Origin of the sequence: Acinetobacter sp. YH12072 (assembly GCF_013419565.1) — a bacterium.
GTDB lineage: Bacteria > Pseudomonadota > Gammaproteobacteria > Pseudomonadales > Moraxellaceae > Acinetobacter.
In genome coordinates, this window is sequence record NZ_VOZV01000071.1 from 1 (window position 1) to 4892 (window position 4892).

Below are 4892 nucleotides of genomic sequence, written 5' to 3' on the forward strand. Positions count from 1 at the left end.
AATAATTCAAGTGAATTTGTTTGAAAGAAGAACTTTAAAAGCTTTATTTTCACCCGATAAAATACCCATAAAACAAGAGGAAGCTCATTTGAGCTTCCTCTTGTGAAAAATTGTGGGACAGCAATGGCCTGAGGGCGCTTTTTTTAATTCTCTTTTTTCATTAGCCAGCGGTCGAAGTAAGGACGTCCTACCCCGATCACACCCAAAAAAATAAACATGGTACCAAACTGGCGGTTAAATCCTCTCAAATTAAAACTGCCATAACTGAGAATATTATCTATCAGGCAATAAATGATGATTGCGACCACCCAGTGCCAGATCGGCATGCGTTTGATGCCCACGGCATAGAAGGCAATCCATAAGATGGCAAAGGTAAAGAGGGGAGACCAGATATTCATATTGGCACAAATGACCGCTATCAGAAATGCAACAATCGGCAATACGATTTTTAATACGCGATCCACTTGACGTTGATGCTGGCGCTGTTTCTCGAGGACATCGAACATTTCATTTTGATCAGGGCTGACCATAGTGAATCCTTAATCATTTATAAAAACACTCTATTTAACAAAATTTATTCACGAAACGCCATGCTATGATAGACATAAAAATTCTCAAGAGAAAAATCAGATGCATAGCATTAGTGGGGTTATCTATCTCATTTTGGCAGCTTGTCTTTTACCTTATGTTTTTACCTTGATTGCGAAAAAATCGGCAGGGTTTCGTGCAAAAGACAATCAGAATCCGCGGGCATTTTTAGAAAAGTCTACAGGCCTGGCCAGTCGCGCCAATGCCGCTCAGCAAAATAGCTTTGAAAGCTTACCGCTCTTTATCGCCTCGATTCTGATGGCAGAATATATGGTCGTGCCGCAAAGTCTGGTGATGACCTTTGGGATTGCCTATCTGGTTTTTCGGGTCATCTATGGGATCTGTTATCTGGCGAACTGGTCGACCTTACGTTCAATTGTCTGGCTGTTATCTTTATTATGTCCAATAACCTTACTGCTGTTAATTATCAAAATCTCTTAAGCTTAAAATAAAGCAGGTCGAGATATTTACAGTTCGATATTTTAAAATCAAAAAAAATCTGTAAAAACCGTTATAATTGTCGCGGTTTTTAAAAGATATAACTTGTTAAAGAGTGATGCTATGAGCTACAGCAATATCCCAGCGGGTAAAGATGCGCCAAACGACATCTATGTCATTATCGAAATTCCTGCAAATGCAGCACCAATCAAATATGAAATCGATAAAGATTCTGATGCATTATTTGTAGACCGTTTCATGGGTACAGCAATGTTCTACCCAGCAAACTATGGTTATGTACCAAATACACTTTCTCTAGATGGCGATCCTCTAGACGTATTGGTCGTAACTCCACATCCAGTAGAGCCAGGTTCAGTCATTCGTTGCCGTCCTGTAGGTAAACTGAACATGGAAGATGATGGTGGTGTTGATGCGAAACTGGTTGCAGTTCCACACGACAAACTGACTCCGATCTACAAAGATGTTCAAGAATATACTGATCTTCCTCCGTTGCTGATCAGCCAAATCGAACACTTCTTCCAGCACTACAAAGACTTGGAACCAGGTAAATGGGTTAAGTTAAGTGGTTGGGAAGGTGCTGATGTTGCTAAAAAGGAAGTACTCAGCTCAATTGCAGCTTATGCAGAAGCAAATAAATAATTCATTTGCTTTTCAGTTTAAGTCTTTAACTTTTTAAAACTTAAACAAAAAAACCTGCACAATGTGCAGGTTTTTTATTATGGCTTGAAATTCGGGTGAATTAGAATAATTTCACAGGAATATCTAACCAGATACGCCATTCGTTGGTGTCACCAATGTATCGATCAGCTTGATAATCATCGCTTGCACGGTAGTAAGAGTGACGTAAACGCAAGCTCGCATCTTTAGCAAAACCAGATTGAACAGTATATTTCACCTGGTTAAAGAATTCACGTTCTTGTGCATCGCTAGTTACTAACTGAGAACGATCTGGACTACCTGCTACATCAATATCCCAACCATATACAAATGCGGAAGTCCAAGATAGACCAGGAACATTTACAGCACCGAAGTCAAATGTGTATTGAAGTTGTGCTGATTTTTCATTATTGCCAATGAAGTCAGACAGGTATGAGTTTGGTAGATAAATCGTTTGATGACCATCACCTACACCGCGACCCAAACCATAGTCATAGCCTGTGTTACCAGTATTTTGTTGGTAAGCCACCATGATATTGTGCGGACCAGTATTGTAAGTGGTAGAAATAGCCCAAATATTGTTGCTTAAGTTACTTAAGTCATTTGTGGTATGAGAATAAGTATATGCACCACCGTCAGCTTTTTTATCCCACTCAGTATGATAGCCACTGAAATCGTGAGTTAAAGTGCCGCCATTGGCTACTGCATAGCTATAGTTCGCATTCACATAATGACGGTCTAAACGGTCTTTAATATCTGTACCGTAGTAAGAAGCGTTTAGAGCATCACTAAATTTATATTTCGCGCCCCAAACAACAGCACGATCAAGCTCGTTACCATCAGAGTCGATTTGGTCTGAATATTGGTTTTTAGTAAATTTACCAGCTGTTAATGACAGGTTATCAATTTCATTGCTAGTCACTAATACGCCTTCAAAGTATTCAGGAACGAGACGTGCAGTATTTGATGCCAATACAGGAAGATCTAAAACTTGGGTACCATATACAGCAGTGGTATTAGATACACGAGCTTTCACATAAGCGCCGCCACGAGCCCAATGATCATAAGTATCGCCAGCACCTTTAACGTACTCACCTTTAGCATTGAAACCGTTTTCACGAGGAATCATGCCATTACCGGCATTTTTGTTGTTTCCTAGTTTGAAAGAAGCATCACCGATGATCCCGGCACCAAAGCCGACTACACCTTGAGTAAAGCCAGAATCCAGTTTCACAATTGCAGTCTGTGCAGCTGAACTTGTATCTGCTACGCCATTTTTCTTATCACGAGATAAATAACCAGTACGGAAAAGTACAGATCCTTCTGCATCTTCTACAAAACCTTTAGACTCACTTTGCTCGCTAGCAAAAGCGGTTGAGATCAATGCAGCCTGAATCAAAACTGCCAATGTTAATTTTTTTGTGTTTTGCATTGGGAGAGAGCCTTATACAAATTGATGGAAATTTTTAGGAATTGTATAAGATTCGCTGAATAAATGTCATTTTTATTTACGATATTCCACTAAAGTCGATGGATTTTTTTTAATCTAAAGTGAACAATGGTAAGAGATCTAACAGTCTAAATCCTGACCATATAGTAAAAAAACAAATAAAAACAAAGATATTTTTTAAATATAAATTCTCTGAAGGGTATGACTCATGAGTGCATCAATAATATTTAAAATTAAAATTCTTAGAATGAAAAAGTTGAGTGTTCAAAATCTTCATTTTCTGTATCAGACTCTTCATTAATAATTTCTTAAAAGTGAGAATTGATTATAAATTATTGAATTTTAATATATAAATATTTAATTTAAATATTTATAAATCCAAAAATGCGCATAGATTTCTGAATAATAAAAAGTCATTCCATGAGCATCACTTTTTCTTGCTTAGCACTATTTTGAACTTTTTAATCCAGAAATTTTCTGAGTTTGAGCAAGAATCGAAAACTCGAATAGAGCAATGTGTTTCTTTACTTTTTATTTCTGCACCTTTTTTTAGCACAAAATTTAATCAAAGCGAAAATAGACTCAAAATGGCGCAACTTGTAAATGATTATGTATAAGACCGAAAAAAGAAAATAAATCCTTGAAAAAGGACCAAGGTTAAAAAGAATCTATTAAAGTGCTTTTTTTAAAAATTTAAATATAATTTAAAAACAAACACCTAGTGCTTTATTTTATTTTTATTCATCAGATTTTAGTTGTTTTATTCCAGATTGGCATAGCTCTTGCAGTTTCGAGCTTGAGTTTAATCAATGACCATAAAAAACGTCTCAGACGATCTGGGGGAGTCACACAATGAAATCAACATTAAAAGTATTATCTCTTGCTTTATTGGGCGCTGCATCTTCTTTTACTTTTGCTGAGGAACCGGCTGCTGAACATACGGTATCTGGAAATATCAGCGTACTTTCAAGCTATAACCTGCGTGGTATTACCAATACGCCAGAAAATAAGGGCGCTACTTTACAGGGGGGGCTGGACTACAATCATGCTTCTGGTTTCTATGCAGGCTGGTGGGGTTCGACATTAGACTATGGTGATGATTTGCCCAATGCCTTTGAAAATGATTTTTATGCGGGCTATAACGGTTCAATCAATGAAGACTGGGGTTATACAGCGGGTTTAACTTATTATTACTATTATGATATTGGCAATACAGGCTCAAATGGTTTTGAAACCATGCTGGGTCTGACGTACAAAGATTTTGGTGTGACTGCTCAAACATTGCTTGAAGATCTTGATTGGGGTAATGCAGGGGATACCTATCTAAAAGGCACCTATAGCTATGCACTGCCAAAAGATTTTAGTCTGGATACTGCACTTGGCCTATATATTTATGCCAAAGATGGCGACATAAAAGGAACAGAAAACAGTTTCGGTTTCCGTCATTTCGATATCGGTCTAAGCAAGCCACTTGCTGATACAGGCATCACCGCCAGCATGAATTATATTTTTGGTGGTTATAACCGTTTTGAAGATAAACAGAAAAATAAAGTGGTATTAGGACTAGGCTACAGCTTCTAATCTTTGGGGTTTAAAAAAGGCGATCTCAGGTCACTGCTGTCCCATAGTTTGCTTTAAATAAAAAAACCTGAGTCCTAACAGTTAAAATATGAGTGCAAACAAACACTTTAACGACCAGGATTCAGGTTTTGTCCCATCAGAATACCGTATTTCATGA

General features: G+C 37.6%; 5 protein-coding genes. 3 read left to right on the forward strand and 2 right to left on the reverse strand.

What is annotated here, in order from left to right:
* Window positions 1-143 precede the first annotated feature (143 nt).
* A complete protein-coding gene (locus FTU19_RS15780; RefSeq protein WP_034703874.1) occupies window positions 144-530 on the reverse strand; it encodes a hypothetical protein in 387 nt (128 codons plus the stop codon).
* 100 nt (window positions 531-630) lie between these two features.
* Here FTU19_RS15780 and FTU19_RS15785 point away from each other — a divergent pair, with 100 nt between their 5' ends.
* Both FTU19_RS15785 and ppa read left to right on the forward strand, forming a co-directional pair.
* A complete protein-coding gene (locus tag FTU19_RS15785) occupies window positions 631-1029 on the forward strand; it encodes an MAPEG family protein (protein ID WP_166136510.1) in 399 nt (132 codons plus the stop codon).
* A 120-nt stretch (window positions 1030-1149) separates the two neighbouring features.
* Window positions 1150-1686 carry an inorganic diphosphatase gene (ppa, locus tag FTU19_RS15790; RefSeq protein ID WP_034703878.1) on the forward strand — a complete coding sequence of 179 codons (537 nt, stop codon included), beginning with the start codon at window positions 1150-1152 and terminating at the stop codon, window positions 1684-1686.
* Between the two features lie 100 nt (window positions 1687-1786).
* Here ppa and FTU19_RS15795 read toward each other — a convergent pair whose 3' ends face one another.
* Complete coding sequence (locus FTU19_RS15795) at window positions 1787-3136, reverse strand: OprD family outer membrane porin (protein ID WP_180025468.1); 1350 nt, start codon at window positions 3134-3136, stop codon at window positions 1787-1789.
* A gap of 870 nt (window positions 3137-4006) precedes the next feature.
* On the opposite strand from FTU19_RS15795, the gene FTU19_RS15800 reads away from it, so the two are divergent.
* Window positions 4007-4735 carry a TorF family putative porin gene (locus tag FTU19_RS15800; RefSeq protein WP_144723540.1) on the forward strand — a complete coding sequence of 243 codons (729 nt, stop codon included), beginning with the start codon at window positions 4007-4009 and terminating at the stop codon, window positions 4733-4735.
* Window positions 4736-4892: the final 157 nt, after the last annotated feature.